Raw genomic sequence first — 19,365 nt, 5'->3', positions numbered from 1 at the left:
CGTCTGTTTATCCGTAACCGTGTATAATCGGTGGCAATTATTTAACGTGCTTGCAGGCCGTTTTGGTCTGCTGTCATTTTTAAGGTGAAGAATTTATGGGTTTCAAATGTGGTATCGTCGGTCTGCCGAACGTCGGGAAATCAACGCTGTTTAACGCGCTGACCAAAGCAGGAATTGAAGCGGCGAACTTTCCGTTCTGTACAATTGAGCCGAACACCGGCGTAGTGCCGATGCCGGATGCCCGTCTGGATGCACTGGCGGAAATCGTAAAACCACAGCGTATTCTGCCGACCACCATGGAATTCGTCGATATCGCCGGTCTGGTGAAAGGCGCATCCAAAGGTGAAGGTCTGGGTAACCAGTTCCTGACCAACATCCGCGAAACAGAAGCTATCGGTCACGTTGTCCGCTGCTTTGACGATGATAACATTGTTCACGTTTCCGGCCGTGTTAACCCGGCAGAAGATATTGATACCATCAATACCGAACTGGCGCTGGCTGACCTCGACACCTGCGAACGCGCTATTCACCGTGTGCAGAAACGTGCCAAAGGCGGCGATAAAGACGCGAAACTGGAACTGGAAGTACTGGAAAAATGCCTGCCGCTGCTGGAAAACGCACAGATGCTGCGCACGCTGAACCTGAACAAAGAAGAAATGGGGGCTATCCGCTACCTGAGCTTCCTGACACTGAAACCAACCATGTACATTGCCAATGTCCATGAAGATGGCTTTGAGAACAACCCGTATCTGGATCAGGTGCGTGAAATCGCAGAGAAAGAAGGTTCAGTGGTTGTGCCGGTATGCGCGGCAATTGAATCTGATATCGCCGAGCTGGAAGATGGCGACCGCGAAGAGTTTATGGCTGACCTCGGTATCGAAGAACCGGGTCTGAACCGCGTGATCCGCGCCGGTTACGCCCTGCTCAACCTGCAAACCTACTTCACCGCCGGTGTAAAAGAAGTCCGTGCATGGACCATCCCTGTCGGCGCAACCGCTCCGCAGGCAGCCGGTAAAATCCACACCGACTTTGAAAAAGGCTTTATCCGCGCCCAGACCATCGCATTTGAGGATTTCATCCAGTACAAAGGCGAACAAGGTGCAAAAGAAGCCGGTAAAATGCGTGCAGAAGGCAAAGATTATATTGTGAAAGACGGCGACGTGCTGAATTTCCTGTTTAATGTTTAACTAAAATTTGTAGTCTTATGATATTTTGCTGATATCAGAAGCATCGTAAAAAACCATAAAATCCACGCTATTGCGTGGATTTTTATTAGGATACTTACAACCCCTCTCAGCTTCGCCGGATAATAATCGAAAAAATGCTCCGCAGCACTGAACCCGTTTCTCAGGCAATTGCCAGCTTAATCATTTCGAAGACTTTTTTAGCACCGGCGTTGGATTGAGTCAGTGTGATTTTCTGTTTTTTTCCCTCTTTCAGCCAGAGAGTAATTTGCTTATTCAGCGCACCGGAAAAAGTGACCTTCCCGATATTACTGAACCGTGTGAAGAATTTCTCTTCATCCTCAAACATGCCCGGTAAACAATAGATAGCCTCATCGGTTAACACTACGCCACGATCACCTTTACCCATCAGTGTTTCATCAAAGTAAACAAGGACATCCTCTTTTTTAAGAGGCGGTAATGTTCCGGCTCCGGCAACAGCCTGAATAAAGTTACCGATTTTTTTATCATTCAGCCCATCATAACGATAAAAGTGATGATCTTTGTTCGTCGCGCAGCACTGTTTTTTTTCATCATTCAATCGTTTGGCAGACGGTTCATCCGCAGCTGCGCTTAATTCAGCCAGTGAACCGGTTAACGATGCCCCCACGGCGCCGGCGCCGGGAACAATCACGGTGGAGACTACTGTCTGAGTAACATTGCGCGTGTAGCCGGCAACAACCGTTCCCTTGGCTGTAGTGTATCCGCTCACCGACTGAGGAAGTTTCGTGGTTGTTTTTACCAGGCTCGTCCGGAATGCCGCACGCAGCGAGGCGACAATTGACACAATCAGCAGCACAATCATCGGTACAGAGAGCAGCATAACTGAAAAGAGAAACAGGCTGTGTTTTGTCGTATCCGAACGCTCGCTGATACGCACAACACATCCCGCTGCTGCGATAAGGTAGACAACTCCGCATCCTATCGTCAGTAATAAATTACTGCTGCCGTAATAATTAAACTGACAGATGACAGGAATTAAGAGACTGCCATATAGTGCCGCGCTCAACAGGGCATCCGGCAGCAAATTCTGAATGCTCTCAAATGCCCTCACGATGTTGTAAAATATCCAGCATACCAGGAGTATCCAGCCAATAACGGGGATTGCCGCAGCGATTGCCATCAAAATGAAGCTTACAATGACTCCGCCCAAAATAGCTGCAAGGTGCCCTTCCGATGCCAGGTAGTAAATAAAAAACAGAAGTGCAAAACCAATCATCCCGGGTACAACAATAAAAATAGTGTCCGGTATGAAAAACACGACAACCCAGGCCGCCAGCAATAATAAAAAGCAGAGGCCGGGTCCGGCATTCTGTGCTTTTACCGTTACATCCGTATAATTGGTCATACCGTCGTTCATCCTCTTATTTACTCACGTTTCTATGTTGTAACCGGAGAACACATTGTGTGTTTCTCCCGGGTGTTTATATGAAAAACCAGCGTCCCGGGGAAATACTCCCCAATATATTAAATAATTATTTTCCGCATAACATTGTCTTTACAAAAAGTAAGGAGCACTCCTGTGACAACATTAACTTTTTTTATCATCATTCATATACCCGCTGTCACTCAGATTTCCGTTAAAATAAACAGCGTAACACCCTAAATTAATAAACATACTCATAATTAATTTCCGCATGATGGTTATAGACACCGTCCTTTTCACCATTCTCACTTTCAATTAACACCGTTATATCCTGTTCTGCACGTGTACATCTGCCGAATTTATTCCAGTCTTTGCATGTTGTCACGGTTGTTTCGGTTGTGGAAAATGTCTGAACCATTGTACTGCCTGATTGTTTACCATCCGCCGTATAGGTATATTCTTCCGTTGTGGTATCTGACCGGGTTCGTGTTAAGCGGTCTTTGTCATCATAAAAATAGCGTGTATTTGAGCTGTCATTTGGTTGTGTACTGACTCTGTCCAATTTTGACAACCGTCCTTTCTTATCACTTAAAAAGCGGGTCTCCGCTTTGAATTTCATACGTTCATCACCGAGCGTGGCATAAGACGTATCTTCCGATTTTGTTATTTTCCCGTTGCGGTCAGTCAGGAATTTTCCGTGCTGTCTTTGAACCATAAATGTGTTATCAACACCATACTGGTCAATATCAGACAGTTTAAATGTCATATTATAGCGCCAGTTTTCATCCTGCTTATTTATCCTGATGTTAAAGACATTGACGATAACATGCTCTTTTATCCGGGATTTAACGACCTTATTGTTTTCCAGTATCAGTAATCCACCACAACCATCAAATTTCACATACGCATTGTTATCGATATAGTCATCACTGCTTTTTATATGCATTTTCATTTCTTTCACAGAGTCGTTAAAAGGCCGCTCCTGAATAAAAATAAAATTATTAAATGCGTTAACGGCAGCCGTTTCTGCTGAACAGGTATTTTCACCGGCATACATATTATAAGAAAATCCACATATCAGGCTTAACAGCAATAATCTTTTCAACGTACAGACTCCCGGCAACGGAATAAAACGGAATAAATGGTTAATGTTTACGAATTATAGATTGATGACGGCTGACTGCAAGATGTATTCCTGTTATTCACCTGCTCTTTCCACGGTCATTGCATTCAAAATCTTTGACCCGGTTAAAAGATATTATTTTTCACTGCGGTACATTGACCCTGTACTTAATAGGTCCTATTAGTCAGGAGATAACATCTCCATAACGGAGTCATATAATGTCCGCAACAAAAATAATTATCATCATTTCCGGTATTATTATAGGGATCAGCGCTGTACTCCTTGGTATATACGGAAACCCGCCAAATATGGGTGTTTGTGTCGCTTGTTTTATCCGGGATAGTGCAGGCAGTATGGGGTTGCATAATACCGAAACCGTCCAGTATCTTCGTCCTGAAATTTTTGGTTTTATTCTCGGCTCATTCGGGGCTGCGGTTATTTTTAAGGAATTTCAATCCAAAGCCGGTTCCGCACCGGTTATCCGGTTTACACTCGGTTTTCTGATGATGGCCGGTTGTCTGGTCTTTTTAGGGTGTCCGCTGCGGATGATCCTGCGGATCGGTGCCGGTGATTTAAATGCCGTTGTCGGGTTATTCGGCCTGGTCGCCGGTATTGGTATCGGTAGTCTGTTTATTAAAAAAGGATTTTCATTACCACGTAATTATCAGCAGTCTGCCGCTGAAGGTCTGATATTACCGGCCGTGTGCCTGGTGTTATTTGTGCTGTTTATTATCGACAGTTCCATTTTCAAATCCAGTGTCAAAGGGCCGGGGGCCGCTCATGCTCCGGTCTGGATGGCAATAACCGCCGGGCTTATTATCGGTGTGATTATTCAGCGCACCCGCTTCTGTTTTATCGGGATGGCGAAAAATATCTTCCTGTCACGCAATTACACGATGGCAATCGGCGTTCTCGCTCTGCTGCTGGTTGTTATTGCCGGTAATATGCTCACCGGAAAAATCAATATCGGCTTTGATAACCAGCCGATTGCGCATAATGACGGGCTGTGGAATTTCCTCTCCATGTCGCTGGTCGGATTATGCGGCGTCTTTATTACCGGCTGCCCGCTGCGGCAGTTAGCTAACGCCGGACAGGGTAATACCGATGCGGCGGTCAGTGTGCTGGGTATGCTGACCGGTGCGGCCTTTGCACATAATTTTTCTTATGCCTCAAGCCCTGCCGGTGTGACTGAAAACGGTAAACTGGTTGTTATTATTGGTCTGGTACTGACTATCGCCGTCGGCCTGATTTACACCCGGCTTGCCAATAAAAAATCCGGAGCTGAGAATGTTTCATAACTATCTGTTTCATAATTATCTGTTTCTGTTCCACGTGCAGCACGGATTAAAAAAACTGAAAATCCGTTTGCAGGAAGATTCCGTGACATCATCTGTTATCGATGCACCACGAAAAATAACCACGGAATGTGAAACTGCACTGGCGGTACAGTTTTCCGCTGAACATGATTATCTCAATTATACCGGTGAAAATATCCGTGAAGTCTGGCGGGTGAACGGGACAGATTATCAGCGGGTATGGGCAGACGAAACCATGTAAGATCGTCTTTGCTGTATTATGATATGGATGGCAAGGCGGCAGCCGGATCTGCCGCCTTTTTTGATCCTGCTGCTCTGTTCAGCTGAAAACAATTTACAATCAGCGGCAATCAGTTCACTATCAACTATTTCGTATTATCTGCTGTTTATTTTAGAAAAGCCGGTGGTCATCCTGTGATATCAACCCGTTCCCGAGTCATTATCCATCTGAGCAGTTTTTTGATAGTGATTTACAGCCTGACGCTGTTGTTACCGATGCTGGTTGCACTTATTGCGCAGGAACAGAGCTTTTTTGCGTTTGCCGGCAGCTTCCTGATTTTTTTTTCCCGCAGGATTAATCTGCTGGTACCGCAGTAAAACAAGCGGACTGCAATTACAGACGCGGGATGGCTTCCTGGTTATTGCTGTCTTCTGGCTGTTATTTTCCATCATCAGCGCGATGCCGTTCTGGCTGGATGATCACCTGAACATGGCATTTGAAGATGCCTTATTTGAGGGCGTTTCCGGGATTACCACTACCGGAGCTTCGGTCTTCCATAATGTGACGGATTTACCCCGTTCCGTTTTATATTACCGTGCCCAGCTCAATTTTATCGGCGGACTCGGTGTTATTGTTCTGGCGGTGGCGATATTCCCGTTGCTGGGTATCGGCGGAATGCGCTTATATCAGTCAGAAATGCCCGGTCCGTTTAAGGATGAAAAATTAACCCCGCGCCTGGCCAGTTCAGCCCGTAATTTGTGGTTTACCTATTTATTACTGGGATTTCTCTGTACGGTTGCGTTTAAACTGGCCGGAATGTCATGGTTTGACGCATTATGTCACGGACTTTCGACGGTGTCGCTCGGCGGGTTTTCCACTTACAGTGAAAGTATCGGTTATTTTAACAGTTCTGCGATTGAGCTGGTGGCAGGTGCGTTTTCATTATTATCCGCCGTCAACTTTACCCTCTATTTCGTCGCGCTGGCAAAACGCAGCCTGAAGCCCTTATTCAGTAATACGGAATTACGGTTTTATTTTGCAGTGGCCGCCTTTATTATCGCCCTGGTCTTTTTTGAGGTCTGGCGGGCAAATATGTATTCTTCCGCGGAAGAGTCTTTTGTACATGCCTTTTTTCTGACCAGTTCCATGCTGACGGATAACGGACTGGCCACCGGTGATTATGCACAATGGCCGTCTCATATTATTGTTCTCCTGCTGTTTGCCAGCTTTTTCGGCGGTTGTGTCGGTTCCACCTGCGGCGGGATAAAAGCGATCCGTTTTTTAATTCTCTCCAAACAAAGCTGGCGGGAAGTCTATTCTCTTATCCATCCGCGGGCACAAACACTGATAAAGGTTGGTGATACGGTTGTTCAGCACCGGCTGATTAACTCCGTGCTGAGTTTTTTCTTCCTTTATATTATCAGTACCTGCTTTTTTATCTGGTGTCTTAACCTGATGGGGTACGATTTAATGACCTCGTTTGCCAGTGTGGCGGCCTGTATTAATAATATGGGGCTGGGATTCGGATTAACGGCGCCCGGGTTCGGGGAGATCTCCCCGGCGGCAAAATATCTGCTCTGCTTCGCCATGTTATTAGGCCGTCTGGAGATATATACCCTGCTGGTGCTGTTATCGGTCAGTTTCTGGCGTAACTGGCCGTAGCCCCGTCACATTCTCAGCGCAAACGCATTGGTTTTCCCTGTGTTTTTGATTACCGTGATCGGTAGTCAAAATAAGAAACAGGGAAAGCCGTATGTCTTCATCTGATAGTATCCTCCGTAAAATCACCGCCCTTCTCGATAACCACCACGCCCGTTATGAAATAATGAGTCACGATGCTCTCGGGTTTACCTCTGATGAGGTCGCTCAGGTACGCGGCGTTGAACTGGGACAATGTTCCAAAGCCGTGGTACTGAAGGTGAAAGGTAATGGTGTGAAGAAAAATGTGCTGGCGATATTACCCGGAGATGAAAAAATTAACAGCGAAAAACTGGCTGGTTTTTTCGGTGGTAAAAAGATCTCTTTTGCCACCGCTGAACAGGTAAAGACATTAACTGACTGCGTTCCGGGTGCACTCGCACCGTTTACCTTTAATCCGGATCTGGAACTGGTGATTGACCCGGTACTGTTTGAGCGTTATACCGATATCGCCTTTAATGCCGGTACACTGACAGAAACCATTGTTCTGAATGCGGATGATTACCGGACGATTGTGAAACCACAGGAATTCAGCTTTATTCTGTGATACGGTTTTATTCATAAATAAAAATAGCTTATAAATCAAATAACAAACAAAAAAACGTCTTATTTTTGTTTTTTTATTTCACAAATAAAAGGGGTTATCACTTTTATTATGTGATACCTGTCACATTAAAATGAAACAAATACTATTGTTACATTCAAAACAATCGGTTCAGCCCGATTTTATCGAAAGTCATTAGTGATTTAACAAATGTCAATAAGAATGATTTTATAGCGGTAAGAATAAAACACAATTACTGTTACTAATTGCGGCTTATTTTGTTAATTTAATGTTATTTTGATGCGATGATACGTAATTAAATTACATAAAAATATTAATTAAACAATTTATTATTAATTCTGTAACATTATGATATCAATAATGGGCGCAGATCACATTTTTAGCGTCTACTCCCCCTTTTTATTATCCCGGCTCCTATAGTCAGGCTTCTATTTGGTCTCCCTGCAACACTCTCTGTATCCATATAAAAAGGGTTATTACCGATGAAGAAATCATTTTTTAAAGTCGCTGCATTATCTGTTGCGCTTTTCTCTGCCAGCGTCATGGCAAAAGAATACGAAATCGTCAACGTCGTCAAAGTCTCCGGGATTCCATGGTTTAACCAGATGGATAAAGGGGTTCAGCAGGCGGCAAAAGATCTGGGCGTCAATGCGTATCAGGTCGGCCCTTCCACGCCGGACCCGGCTCAGCAGGTAAAAATTATTGAAGACCTGATTGCCAAGAAAGTTGATGCGATTACCGTTGTTCCGAACGATGTAACTGTTCTTGAGCCGGTCTTTAAGAAAGCCCGTGAACAAGGCATTGTGGTGCTGACTCACGAAGCGCCGGACGGTCATAACGCTGACTGGGATATCGAAACTATCGATAACGATGCTTATGCCAAAGCCACAATGGATGAGCTGGCGAAAAACATGGGCGGCAAAGGCGGCTATGTGATTTATGTCGGTTCCCTGACGGTGCCTCTGCACAATAACTGGGCGAATCTGGCGGTTGAGTATCAGAAAAAAACCTATCCGGAAATGTTTGAAGTGACCAGCCGTATGCCGGTTGCCGAAAGCATTGATGCCTCTTTCGCGGCAACCAATGATCTGATGAAAGCCCATCCTGAAATGAAAGGGATTGTCTCTTACGGTTCGCTGGGTCTGATTGGTGCCGGTGAGGCCATCAAGAAAAAACGTGCGAAAAATAAAATCAGCACCGCAGGTATCCTGATGCCGGCCCAGGCTGCACCATACCTGAAAGGCGGCGAAATCAAGAAAGGTTACCTGTGGAACCCGGCTGATGCGGGTTACGCACTGGTGTCGGTCTCCAAAGATATACTGGACGGCAAGAAAGTCGCCGATGGAGTGGAAGTCAAAGATCTGGGTAAAGCCGAAATCGATACTCAGAAACAGGTGATTAAATTCAATAAAATCCTGGAAGTTGACGGCAATAACGCCACCTCGCTCGGTTTCTGATCCTTCTCTATTTTTTGTTAAAAAGGGCAGCATACGTGCTGCCCTGTTATGGGCTGGTATATGTCAAAAGACGCACTGATTACCTTAAAACAGGTTTCCAAACACTTCGGCTCCGTCATTGCACTCGATAATATAAATCTGACGTTTAACCGGGGTGAGGTTCATTGTCTCGCCGGCAAGAATGGCTGCGGCAAAAGTACCTTATTCAAGGTGATCTCCGGTGTTCATCCGCCGGAAAAGGGCGCGGAAATTATTATTAACGGGCAGAGCTACAGCAGGTTAAACCCGCAGCAATCTATTGAGCAGGGTATTCAGGTGATTTACCAGGATCTCTCGCTCTTTCCTAACCTGACCGTTGCTGAAAATATTGTGATTCAGGAACATGTCAGGTGGTACAAGGGGCTGGCCAACCGCCGCCGCCAGATGAAACAGGCGCAGGAAATTATCAGCCGAATTGGCTTGTCCCTGCCCCTGCATAAACGTGTTGAACAACTTTCCATTGCTGAATGTCAGCTGGTCGCTATCTGCCGCGCGATGGCAAATGATGCCCGGCTGGTGATTATGGATGAACCGACAGCCTCACTGACGCGCAGTGAAGTCAATCAGCTGATCCGCGTGGTCGCTGATTTGAAAGCAAACGGCGTCACGGTGGTGTTTGTCAGCCATAAGCTCGATGAAGTGATGGAAATTTCCGACCGGATCTCCGTGATCCGTGACGGAAAACTGATCGGAACGTATGACGCGGATAAGATGAACAGTGATGAGCTGGCGTATCTTATGACAGGTCAGCGTTTCGAGTTCACACCACTTTCTGCGTACAACACCGGGGGACTCTTACGTCTCAGCGCAGAGAAACTGACAAAGCAACATCAATTTTATGATATTGACCTGAAGCTGCATGCCGGCGAAGTGGTCAGCATTACCGGGCTGCTCGGTTCCGGACGCACAGAGTTGTGTCTGTCACTGTTCGGCATGACGAAACCGGACAGCGGCACCCTGCTGATCAACGGTTCACCGGTTCAGCTGCACTCCAACCGGGATGCGATTAATCACGGCATCGGCTATGTATCGGAAGACCGCATGAGCACCGGACTGGTGATGGAGCAGTCCATTCACGACAACACCACCTCGGTGGTGCTGCCGCGTCTGACCCGCAAAGGCGGACTGCTCGACCATACCCGGGCGCATGACCTGGTCAGTAAGCTGATTGAGGCACTGCAGATAAAAGTGTCCGATCCGGCGCTGCCGGTTACCAGTCTGTCCGGCGGGAACGCCCAGCGTATCGCTATCGCCAAATGGATAGCGGCGAAACCGGACATTCTGATCCTCGATTCCCCGACAGTCGGCGTTGATGTCGCCAATAAAGAGAGTATTTATCAGATCATCAGAATGCTGGCCGCCGAAGGCATGGCAATTCTGATGATCAGTGATGAAATTCCTGAAGTATTCTATAACAGTCACCGGGTCATTGTGATGAAAGAAGGTCGTTTTACCCATGAGTTCAATCCGTTAACAACAACGGAGCAGGCAATTACGGAGGCGGTTAATGCTTAAGTCATGTCGTCATCTGTTTGCGCATCATGAGTTCTGGCTGGCGGTATTAATTGTGCTGCTCAGTGTGTTTCTCAGTGTCACCAATGAAGATTTTATGACATTGGGAAATGTGTTTGATATGACCACCAGCACCGCTATCCTGGCGATTATGGCCTGTGGTCTGTTTGTGGTGCTGGTCTCCGGCGGGATTGATATCTCCTTCCCGGCCACGGCGGCAACCGCACAGTATGTGATGGCAACGTATGTGCTGTCACAGGGCGGTAATTTCTTTATCGCCTTTGCTATCGCGGCTGTTGTGGGTTTACTGCTGGGGCTGATCAACGCCCTGCTGATTTACCGTCTGAAAGTACCGTCTATTATTATCACCATCTCCACCCTGAACGTCTTTTTCGGTCTGCTGATCTATTTCACCAACGGTGAATGGCTGTACGGCTTCCCGGAGTGGTTTATGGATGGCGTTGAGGTGATGTCATTTACCGGCAGCGACGGTTATGACTACGGCCTTTCCCTGCCGATCCTGACACTGATTGCGGTGGTTATTTTCACCGGTTTTCTGATGAGCAAAACCCGTGTCGGCCGTCAGATTTATGCGGTCGGCGGTAATGCGGATGCCGCGAAGCGCGTGGGTATCAGTATTCTGGGCGTGATGCTGTTTGTTTACGGCTATATGGGTGCCCTGGCGGGGATCGCCTCTGTGGTACAGACACAAATCACCCAGTCTGTGGCACCGAATGCCCTGATGGGATTTGAACTGACCGTGCTGGCAGCCGTGGTATTAGGCGGTGTCAGCATGACCGGCGGCAAAGGTACGCTTACCGGGGTTATCCTCGGGGTTGCCCTGCTGGCGATTGTCAAAAACGGCCTGACCCTGGCCGGTGTACCGTCTTACTGGCACACCGTGCTGACCGGGCTAATCATTGTTATCAGTATCAGTTTCACCGCGTATAACGAAAAACGCCGTGCTGCTGCCGGAGGTCATCTGTCATGATGTCAATGCTGAATCTGCGGAGTGACCGCAACATTATTTACCTGCTGGTGATTATGGCCGCTATCCTGCTGTTGCAGGGGATGTTTAATGCAGGTGCGTTTTTCTCTGTCTCCAACTTCCAGTCGATGACCTCTCAGATGCCGCTGCTCGGTATGCTGGCGCTGGCGATGTCAGTCTGTATGCTGACCGGCGGGATCAACCTGTCCATTATCGCCACGACGAATGCCTGCGGACTGGTGATGGCGAGTGTGATGGCGATGAGCCCGGGCGACGGTGCCATGTTACTGCCTGCCCTGCTGGCCGGTCTGGTCACAGCTGTGATTATCGGGCTGATTAACGGTTTCCTGATTGCGTTTGTCGGGGTGTCTCCGATCCTCGCCACGCTCGGGATGATGACCTTAATCAACGGTCTGAATGTGCTGATTTCCGGCGGTACGGTGATCTCCGGTTTCCCGCCGTCATTACTGTGGCTGGGCAACGGTACGCTGCTCGGTATTCCGATGCCGCTGATCCTGTTCCTGCTGTTTGCGTTCCTGCTGTGGGGACTGCTGGAGTACACGCCGCTCGGCCGTACCGTTTATCTGATGGGTTCCAATGAGAAAGCAACGCGCTTTTCCGGCCTGAACACACAGAAAGCGACGATGGCCGTGTATGTGATTTCGTCTGTCCTGTGCTGGGTGGCCGCGATTATTATGATGGCCAAGTTTAACTCCGCCAAAGCGGGATACGGGGAATCTTATCTGCTGATCGCCATTCTGGCTTCCGTGCTCGGCGGCGTGAACCCTGACGGTGGTTTCGGGCGCATTATCGGTATTGTGCTTGCTCTGTTTGTCTTACAGATGCTGGAAAGCGGCCTGAACCTGCTGGGTGTCAGCAGTTACCTCATCATGGCGTTGTGGGGCGGTATTCTTATCTTATTTATTGCATTGCAGAAAGCCCGGTCATAAGGGAGCGGATTATGAGTGTCTATTTTATTGGTGTGGATGTCGGGAGCGGCAGCGCCCGGGCCGGGGTTTTTGATGCAGCCGGACGCAAAAAAGGCGAAGCAAAGCGGGATATCCGTCAGTTTAAGCCGCAGGCGGATTATGTGGAGCAATCCTCCGATGATATCTGGCGCAGTGTGTGTCTCGCGGTAAAAGATGCCGTGGCACAGGCGCGTATTGATCCGATTCAGGTCAAAGGCCTTGGTTTTGATGCCACCTGCTCCCTGGTGGTACTGGATAAACAGGGTCAGCCGCTGACCGTCAGTCCGACCGGACGCAGCGAGCAGAACATTATTATGTGGATGGATCACCGTGCTATCAGTCAGGCACAGCGGATTAATGATACCAAACACCCGGTGCTGGCGTATGTCGGCAACCGCATCTCACCGGAGATGGAAACACCGAAACTGTTATGGCTTAAGCAGAACATGCCGACCACCTGGGCGAAAGCCGGTTATTTCTTTGATCTGCCTGATTTTCTGACCTGGAAAGCCACTTATACCAACAGCCGGTCGCTCTGCTCCACTGTGTGCAAATGGACTTACCTCGGCCATGAAGATCGCTGGGATACCCATTTCTTCCGCCAGATTGGTCTGGATGATTTGCTGGAAAACGATGCGCAGATTATCGGCCGTGAGATCCGCCCGATGGGTGAACCGGTCGGTAACGGCCTGACACCGAATGCAGCCGCCGATTTGGGGCTGATCCCGGGAACACCGGTTGCCACCTCGATTATTGATGCCCATGCCGGCGGGATCGGTGTGCTGGGTGCTGCTGATGCCACCGGCGCACAACCGGATTTCAATACCCGGCTGGCGCTGATTGGCGGCACCTCATCCTGCCATATGGCGGTCTCCAAAAATGCCCGCTTTATCGACGGTATCTGGGGTGCTTATTACAGTGCCATGATTCCGGGCTACTGGCTTAATGAGGGCGGACAGTCCGCAACCGGTGCGCTGATCGACCATATGATCACGTCACACCCGCAATACAGTGATGCGAAAAAACTGGCGGAACAGAATCAGCAGACTGTTTATCAGCTTCTCAACGACCGCCTGCTGGCACTGGCGGGGTCAAAAGAAGATATCGCCCTGCTGACACGGCATATCCATGTGCTGCCGTATTTCCACGGCAACCGCTCACCGCGGGCGAACCCGAACCTGCGTGGTGTGGTGACCGGTCTGCGTATGACACAGACCCTTGATGATCTCGCGCTGATTTATCTGGCGACCATCCAGGCGATTGCGCTGGGCACCCGTCATATCATTGAAGAGATGAATAAAGCCGGATATGCCATTGATACCATCATGGGATGCGGCGGTGGCACCAAGAACCCGATCTTTATTCAGGAACATGCCAACGCCACCGGCTGCGCCATGCTGCTGCCGGAAGAGAGCGAAGCCGTTCTGCTGGGATCGGCCATGCTCGGCTCGGTAGCGGCGGGCTTCTATGCCTCGATTCCGGAAGCGATGCAGGCGATGAGCCGGATCAGCAAAACGGTCACGCCGCAGACGGAGAGCATCAAACAATTTTATGATGCCAAATACCGCGTATTCCATCAGCTGTATCATGATGATCAGCGTTACCGGCAACTGATGTCAGAAGTCTGATAATAAACAGGTTCCGGCGGATTCAATCACCGGAACCTGTTATTATTTATGCCCTTATCCATTAAAACCGCAGGTTCTCCGGCAGCATTATGAATGGAGCCGGGTATAACCGTTATTTTTCCAGCGTCACCGAAAATACACCGGTTGCGGGGATCGGCATAAACATCTCATATAATTCTTTGCGGGTCTCTTCAGGATCCAAATCAGAAAACAGCTCCGGATGCAGCCATTTCGCCAGTGCCTGAAGTGCAATAATATTCTCCGGCGAATCATAGAAAATATGCCATAAACCATGAACTCTGCCTTTTTCAACGGCGGATAATTCACCGATCGGGCTACGCTGAGATATTACTTTCAGACTGGTTTGTGCCGCCTGCGGTGTTGCAAAATACCCCAGTGTCACGCCGCGGCTCCCTTCGGGAAAGACACCAGTGGCAACATAAACATCCGGATGACGGCTTAAAATGTATTCCGGATTTAATTTACCAATAGCGCCCGGAATAATGGTTTCACCAATCGCCGTGCCGCCGGCAAGATTAATCATATCCGTCAGACTGCCTTTGCCGGGTGAACCGCAGCACTCTTGTAAACCGGGTAAATAGTCCACAAAAATCACCGGTTTCTTGTCTGCCGGAATATTCACCGGGATACGGGCAATAACATCATCCATTTTTTGCTGATAATAGTGATTAAACCGTTCTGCCTCAGCTGTTTTTCCGATAGCCTGCCCGAGAATATGCATACTTAATTGTGTATTCTTTACCGGATGCCGGCTGAAATCCACATGAATAACCGCAATACCGGCTGATGTTAATAACCTGGCCGCTTCACTGCCGGCACCCGGTCCGTGTCCGCCTGTCATCGGTAAAATAACCAAATCAGGCTGCAATGCTAATGCCTTTTCAATACTGAAGGTATCTTCTGAGCCGCCCCCCACCACAGGAACGGCATCGACCTGCGAAAAGACCGCTTTAAAAGCGGCATAACCCTGAACATCCAGATCACGAAAATCACCCTGCCAGCCGGCAATCCGTTCAAATGGCGCGTCTTTTTCCAGTATGGCGAGCGGATAAATCATTCTTCCCTCACCCAGTAAAATCCGCTTTACATTATCCGGTACATCAACCTGACGTCCGGTAATATCGGTGACCATAACCGCCTGAGAATATAACGAGGACATTAACAGCCCCGCAGATAAAGCTGTTTTTAGTATTGTTGATACTGTCATTTTGTATTCCCGTTGACAGAAGAAGTATAATTATGCCGATGTTTTCTTTTTTTCCACCAGATAACAATGCCGCTGATATACAGCAGCGGCAGTAATATTCCTGAAATAAATGCGATAATAAGGCCCGGCATTCCGATACCTATATTGCGGTGTAACTGAGTAATCAGTAATTTATATTCAGGTATGACTGACAAAATATCAGGCCGTGCCAGAAAAATACCGGTAACCGCGATCAATAACAGCGGCAGAGAAAAATAGACTGCAAAAAAGTAATGCCACTGCCGCCACTTTGCCGCGCCCTGTAATCCAGGGCGGAATAAAAACAGCGCAGATATAAACTGACGCCACCCTCTGCGCGGCCACCACAAAATAATCCCGCTGATAACAGAGAGGGCCAGAATAATGCCGCATAATGATACCAGCCAACCGCCGGAAACCGGCGGTAATAAAAGAGTCCGGTGCAGAGACACAATCCGAGAAAAAATCAGGTCATCAAAAATAATAAACCCTTTCGGTATGCCGGTTACCGGATCAATAAAGGCGATCCCCAGTTTGTCCGAATCAGAAACGGAACCAAAAACCATTGCGTTCGTTGCCGGAATAAAGCCACTTCCGGGCGCCGCTTCCCCCATCACACGGGTGAGTTCAGGGTAAGCCATCTGCGCATTCTGCCGCCAGACTTCCGGCGGCAAAAAAACAGCGGTTCCGGTTACCGGCGGCGCATAAAGCACCGCCTTACCTATTTCCCATTCCAGAACCGGTTTTTTCATTAATAACACCGCACCAGATATTCCGAGCAGTGAAATAAAGAACCCGGCAATAACTCCCGGCCAGAAATGTAACCTGAGCCAGTTTTTACGTGTTATGTACTGAGTCATTGCGATTACCAGTTATAGCGCAATGACGCAATAATTGTTCTGTCAAAACCGACAGAACATCCCCCGGCTGAGCAACTGGTGTAATATTTTTTATCAGTGACGTTATTGATATTAATACCGGCACGCCAGTTTTTAAAATCAGCATTGATTCCGCCCAGATCATAATGTGCTGCCATATCAAATAAGGTATTTGACGGGTTGGAAATAGTGCCGTCGTTATTAACCGGTGAAGACCCGGTATAACGGGCACCCGCAGCAAAACCTAATCCCTGTAAGTACCCTTTCTGAATAGTATAATCTGCCCATACTGATGCCGTATGTTCCGGTAAACCGACAGGACGCTGTCCTTTCTCTTCCGGATCGGTCGTTTTGGTATTTTTCAGTTTATTAAAGGTATAAGCTGCCGTCAGATTCAGTCCTTCCGCCGGCATATAGGTTCCCTGAATTTCAACACCCCGGGAGCGGACTTCAGCTGTCTGAATACTGTTTAAATTATTATCAGGATCTGTCGTCAGCATATTTTGCTGTGTCAGTTCAAAGACCGTCAGTGTGGCATTAATATCACCGCTTTCCGGCTGATATTTAAGACCGGCTTCCGTTTGTTTCGCTGTTACGGGTTTATAGGTTTCTCCGTAAAAATTAACACCCAACTGCGGATTAAATGAGGTTGAATAACTGACATACGGCGCTAACCCGAAATCTGTCTGATACATTGCTGCTGTACGATAGGTAAATTTGCTGTCACGCTGATCGCTGCTGCTGTTTGTTTTCCGGTTTTTTGTTTTGCTGTCAGACCAGTCTTCTCTTCCGCTTAAAACCAGTATGATGCCGTTATCAAACTTTGCCTGCTGCTGTAAATAAATACCCGCCTGATCACTGGTCTGAAGGGTATTTGCCATCATATTATTCACCGGCCCGTACTGACCGCCGTAAACCGGATTGAAAATATCAATCGGTGCCGCTTTCCCGGACATCAGTACATAATCTTCCCGTGTATGGCGGTAATCAACACCGGCCAGCGATGTCATTTCCGTATCTTTCAGCCACCAGTCTGCTTTTATATTATTATCCAGGCTGAACACATCGCCTTTAATACGAAAATGATAAGCCGCACGGTTAAGCGTACGCATATCCGGTGACAGATATAACCCCTGAGCGATATTGGTATTTAAGTCAGTGTGGCTGAACCGCGCACCTGAGTGCCCGGAAAAAGTATCATTAAAGGTATGATCTAACTGATATCCCAGTGACGCCTGTGTACGGTTATTTTTTAACCCCGGTTCATCGAGGAAAACATTCGGATTCACTTTACCGTCAGGATTGGGTAACAGTGTTCCTGCCAGAGGTAAAAACGGGCGTGGTGCACCAAATTTATCATGCGAGTAATCGGCCAAAACAGTCAGAGTTGTATCGTCATCCAGCCAGGTCAGTGCGGGAGCGATATAGACTTTGTCATCTTTAACATGATCAATTTGCGTATCACTGTTACGGACAAGCCCGGTCAGCCGGTAAAAATAATGGTCACTGTCGCCCACGGGACCACTTAAATCGCCCCGGATCTGTTTGCGGTTATAATTACCGCCCTGTACCTCAATTTCATGAAAGGGTTTATATAACGGGCGCTTTGTTACCTGATTAATAATACCGCCGGGTGAGTTCTGACCATATAATACAGATGCAGGCCCGCGGATCACATCAATACGTTCGAGCCCGTATTGTTCCGCTTTCGGCCATGCCTGTGCCGTTGTGCTGCGCAGCCCGTCTCTCAGCATCCCGGTGCTGGTAATATTAAAGCCGCGGATACTTAAATTATCAAAACGGGAAGATGCGGCATCGTTTGTCTGCAAAACACCGGCGGTATAACGCAATGCTTCACTGACAGACTGTGCATTATGCGCGGTCATTTCATCGCGGGTTAATACCGTGACCGACTGTGGCGTTTCAATAAGCGGTGTATCTGTTTTTGTTGCACTGACACTGCGGGTGGCAATATAACCGTCTATTTTACCGGCGGGTGATTGTGCCGGTTTGGCAGTAACGATTATTTCATCATTATTTTCGCCGGACTGAGTTTCAGACGCGGCAACTGAGGAAAACAACAGCGGCAGGAGAGCAATACATACCGGAGAAAATGCACGACCTGAGATAACCGGATAATAAAGAACAGATTTTTTCATTGAAATACGAACCCGCAGAGAGAATGAATACAGTAATGATAATGTATCTCATTTACCGTTTTATCTTCTGCGGGAGACTTTCGCTGTTATGACTATTTGTTTATCACAAATACTATCTGTTTGATTGTACTAACATAAATCTTTAGGTGAAAAACCGAACCGTCTGCGGAAAGCCGTTGAAAATGCAGCCGGTGAATAACCGACCTGCCAGGCAACAGCAGACACCCGTCTGTCACCGGCACACAGCAGGCGATGCGCTGATTGTAAGCGCTCTTCCTGAATAAATGACGCGACAGACAAACCGAACAGCTGCTTAAAGCCAAAACTGAGTTTACGCATATTCAGACCGGATTGGCGGCTGAGCTGATATACCCCCGGCGGATTGGCCAAATCGGCTAAAATACAGTCTCTGATATCATACAAACGCCGTATATCATTTGTCGTCAGTTTAGGATGATGGGGCGTGCGGGTATTTTGCTGAATGTACTCAAATGATATTGCGCATAATTCAAGAATTTTGCCTGTCAGATACATCTCACCCGGCGCGCCGCCAAGCGGATTATTCAGAATCTGATTTCCCAGTGCAGTTAAGACATTTCCCGCTTTTCCGGACAGTAATTGTGGTCCGGCCGATACCGCTGCTGTTAATAAAGGCGGTGGTGCGATTTTAAATGCATCCATCAGACTGTCTGATAAACAGACTGACACAAAGCGGATGTCTTCCTGCTGTAAAAAGCGCTGACGGCTTTCCTGTTCATCAAGGTTATTGGTAATAACACATAAGGAAGCCCCGGAAAGTGAAATACTGTTTTTATTATCCGGCTGACATTCCAGTTCACCATTCATCATCAGAACCAGTTTCAGCCCTTTCCATAACGGCTCGCTGACCCATTGTCCGGCATCCGGTGTCATTTTTCCGCAATAAAAAAAGGAATCCGCGCCGGGCAGCAATGTATTCATTTTACCACCGTGCATGATA

The 19,365-nt window shown here is 47.9% G+C and carries 15 protein-coding genes and 1 pseudogene; 10 read left to right on the top strand and 6 right to left on the bottom strand.

Annotation, left to right across the window (positions count from 1 at the left end; all coding sequences use genetic code 11):
- The first annotated feature begins 95 nt into the window (after positions 1-95).
- Complete coding sequence (ychF, locus tag JC793_RS08750; RefSeq protein WP_046892242.1) at positions 96-1,187, top strand: redox-regulated ATPase YchF; 1,092 nt, start codon at positions 96-98, stop codon at positions 1,185-1,187.
- A gap of 160 nt (positions 1,188-1,347) precedes the next feature.
- Here the strand turns inward: ychF and JC793_RS08745 are convergent, their stop codons facing one another.
- Entirely contained in the window at positions 1,348-2,571 is a 1,224-nt protein-coding gene (locus JC793_RS08745; RefSeq protein WP_218428193.1) for a hypothetical protein, read from the bottom strand.
- Between the two features lie 259 nt (positions 2,572-2,830).
- Positions 2,831-3,535, bottom strand: a complete 705-nt coding sequence (locus JC793_RS08740; protein WP_247717348.1) for a hypothetical protein — start codon at positions 3,533-3,535, stop codon at positions 2,831-2,833.
- 395 nt (positions 3,536-3,930) lie between these two features.
- On the opposite strand from JC793_RS08740, the gene yedE reads away from it, so the two are divergent.
- The 9 genes and pseudogenes from yedE to JC793_RS08695 all read left to right on the top strand — a co-directional run bounded on the left by yedE (position 3,931) and on the right by JC793_RS08695 (position 14,103).
- Positions 3,931-5,010: a YedE family putative selenium transporter gene (yedE, locus tag JC793_RS08735; RefSeq protein WP_182107827.1), complete on the top strand. Its 1,080-nt coding sequence runs from the start codon at positions 3,931-3,933 to the stop codon at positions 5,008-5,010.
- A complete protein-coding gene (locus tag JC793_RS08730) occupies positions 5,000-5,269 on the top strand; it encodes a hypothetical protein (RefSeq protein ID WP_218428191.1) in 270 nt (89 codons plus the stop codon). Before yedE ends, JC793_RS08730 begins: the two co-directional genes overlap by 11 nt.
- A 254-nt stretch (positions 5,270-5,523) precedes the next feature.
- A pseudogene (locus tag JC793_RS08725) lies at positions 5,524-6,910 on the top strand (TrkH family potassium uptake protein).
- A 91-nt stretch (positions 6,911-7,001) separates the two neighbouring features.
- A complete protein-coding gene (locus JC793_RS08720) occupies positions 7,002-7,493 on the top strand; it encodes a YbaK/EbsC family protein (protein ID WP_218428189.1) in 492 nt (163 codons plus the stop codon).
- Positions 7,494-7,993: 500 nt separating this feature from the next.
- Positions 7,994-8,968, top strand: a complete 975-nt coding sequence (locus tag JC793_RS08715; protein ID WP_046892247.1) for a substrate-binding domain-containing protein — start codon at positions 7,994-7,996, stop codon at positions 8,966-8,968.
- Between the two features lie 60 nt (positions 8,969-9,028).
- Positions 9,029-10,522, top strand: a complete 1,494-nt coding sequence (locus JC793_RS08710; protein ID WP_247717347.1) for a sugar ABC transporter ATP-binding protein — start codon at positions 9,029-9,031, stop codon at positions 10,520-10,522.
- Entirely contained in the window at positions 10,515-11,510 is a 996-nt protein-coding gene (locus tag JC793_RS08705) for an ABC transporter permease (RefSeq protein WP_182107821.1), read from the top strand. Before JC793_RS08710 ends, JC793_RS08705 begins: the two co-directional genes overlap by 8 nt.
- Positions 11,510-12,457 carry an ABC transporter permease gene (locus JC793_RS08700; protein WP_197565216.1) on the top strand — a complete coding sequence of 316 codons (948 nt, stop codon included), beginning with the start codon at positions 11,510-11,512 and terminating at the stop codon, positions 12,455-12,457. The genes JC793_RS08705 and JC793_RS08700 overlap by 1 nt, the downstream gene beginning before the upstream one ends.
- Positions 12,458-12,468: 11 nt before the next feature.
- Positions 12,469-14,103 carry an FGGY-family carbohydrate kinase gene (locus JC793_RS08695; RefSeq protein ID WP_046892250.1) on the top strand — a complete coding sequence of 545 codons (1,635 nt, stop codon included), beginning with the start codon at positions 12,469-12,471 and terminating at the stop codon, positions 14,101-14,103.
- 112 nt (positions 14,104-14,215) lie between these two features.
- On the opposite strand, the gene JC793_RS08690 is transcribed toward JC793_RS08695, so the two are convergent.
- From JC793_RS08690 to JC793_RS08675, 4 genes are all read right to left on the bottom strand, one after another.
- Positions 14,216-15,283 (bottom strand): ABC transporter substrate-binding protein, encoded by a 1,068-nt coding sequence (locus tag JC793_RS08690; RefSeq protein WP_218428184.1) that lies wholly within the window; start codon positions 15,281-15,283, stop codon positions 14,216-14,218.
- Between the two features lie 44 nt (positions 15,284-15,327).
- Entirely contained in the window at positions 15,328-16,209 is an 882-nt protein-coding gene (locus JC793_RS08685) for a PepSY-associated TM helix domain-containing protein (RefSeq protein ID WP_218428182.1), read from the bottom strand.
- A 5-nt stretch (positions 16,210-16,214) separates the two neighbouring features.
- Entirely contained in the window at positions 16,215-18,386 is a 2,172-nt protein-coding gene (locus tag JC793_RS08680; RefSeq protein WP_218428180.1) for a TonB-dependent siderophore receptor, read from the bottom strand.
- Positions 18,387-18,515: 129 nt separating this feature from the next.
- Entirely contained in the window at positions 18,516-19,361 is an 846-nt protein-coding gene (locus JC793_RS08675; protein WP_218428178.1) for a helix-turn-helix domain-containing protein, read from the bottom strand.
- Positions 19,362-19,365 lie beyond the last annotated feature (4 nt).

It is taken from the genome of Morganella morganii (assembly GCF_019242955.1).
In the GTDB taxonomy this organism is placed as follows: Bacteria; Pseudomonadota; Gammaproteobacteria; order Enterobacterales; family Enterobacteriaceae; genus Morganella; species Morganella sibonii.
Note: the sequence above shows the minus strand (reverse complement) of the source record. Positions and strands in the feature narration are given on the sequence as shown.

What these genes read in the sequence shown, in the direction of transcription:
- ychF (WP_046892242.1), top strand. Translation starts at nt 96, where the DNA reads ATGGGTTTCAAATGTGGTATCGTCGGTCTGCCGAACGTCGGGAAATCA.
- JC793_RS08745 (WP_218428193.1), bottom strand. Translation starts at nt 2,571, where the DNA reads ATGACCAATTATACGGATGTAACGGTAAAAGCACAGAATGCCGGACCC.
- JC793_RS08740 (WP_247717348.1), bottom strand. Translation starts at nt 3,535, where the DNA reads ATGCATATAAAAAGCAGTGATGACTATATCGATAACAATGCGTATGTG.
- yedE (WP_182107827.1), top strand. Translation starts at nt 3,931, where the DNA reads ATGTCCGCAACAAAAATAATTATCATCATTTCCGGTATTATTATAGGG.
- JC793_RS08730 (WP_218428191.1), top strand. Translation starts at nt 5,000, where the DNA reads ATGTTTCATAACTATCTGTTTCATAATTATCTGTTTCTGTTCCACGTG.
- JC793_RS08720 (WP_218428189.1), top strand. Translation starts at nt 7,002, where the DNA reads ATGTCTTCATCTGATAGTATCCTCCGTAAAATCACCGCCCTTCTCGAT.
- JC793_RS08715 (WP_046892247.1), top strand. Translation starts at nt 7,994, where the DNA reads ATGAAGAAATCATTTTTTAAAGTCGCTGCATTATCTGTTGCGCTTTTC.
- JC793_RS08710 (WP_247717347.1), top strand. Translation starts at nt 9,029, where the DNA reads ATGTCAAAAGACGCACTGATTACCTTAAAACAGGTTTCCAAACACTTC.
- JC793_RS08705 (WP_182107821.1), top strand. Translation starts at nt 10,515, where the DNA reads ATGCTTAAGTCATGTCGTCATCTGTTTGCGCATCATGAGTTCTGGCTG.
- JC793_RS08700 (WP_197565216.1), top strand. Translation starts at nt 11,510, where the DNA reads ATGTCAATGCTGAATCTGCGGAGTGACCGCAACATTATTTACCTGCTG.
- JC793_RS08695 (WP_046892250.1), top strand. Translation starts at nt 12,469, where the DNA reads ATGAGTGTCTATTTTATTGGTGTGGATGTCGGGAGCGGCAGCGCCCGG.
- JC793_RS08690 (WP_218428184.1), bottom strand. Translation starts at nt 15,283, where the DNA reads ATGTCCTCGTTATATTCTCAGGCGGTTATGGTCACCGATATTACCGGA.
- JC793_RS08685 (WP_218428182.1), bottom strand. Translation starts at nt 16,209, where the DNA reads ATGACTCAGTACATAACACGTAAAAACTGGCTCAGGTTACATTTCTGG.
- JC793_RS08680 (WP_218428180.1), bottom strand. Translation starts at nt 18,386, where the DNA reads ATGAAAAAATCTGTTCTTTATTATCCGGTTATCTCAGGTCGTGCATTT.
- JC793_RS08675 (WP_218428178.1), bottom strand. Translation starts at nt 19,361, where the DNA reads ATGCACGGTGGTAAAATGAATACATTGCTGCCCGGCGCGGATTCCTTT.